Consider the following 248-nt stretch of genomic DNA (forward strand, 5'->3'; position numbering starts at 1 on the left):
ACTTTTTCATGGTGGTGAACAAGAAAGGAAACGCCGTGCAGGAACAGAGAATGTTGCAGCAGTAACAGGTTTTAAAAAGGCTGTAGAAATAGCATTAGAGGAACAGACAGTTAGACGGGAAACCTATAAAGCATATCGTGATAAAATACTTTCAATATTCAAAGAAGAGGGCATCGAATATCTTTTTAATGGAAGTAATTTGTATTATTTACCACATATTTTAAATGTAAGCCTTCCTGGTATAAATG

Annotated in this window: 1 pseudogene; it reads left to right on the top strand. The window is 34.7% G+C overall.

The features are described 5' to 3' along the window. Positions 1–248: pseudogene (locus AOA61_RS30770) on the top strand (hypothetical protein); the annotation flags it as partial.

Origin of the sequence: Pseudomonas sp. 2995-1 (assembly GCF_002742505.1) — a bacterium.
Lineage (GTDB): Bacteria > Pseudomonadota > Gammaproteobacteria > Pseudomonadales > Pseudomonadaceae > Aquipseudomonas > Aquipseudomonas sivasensis.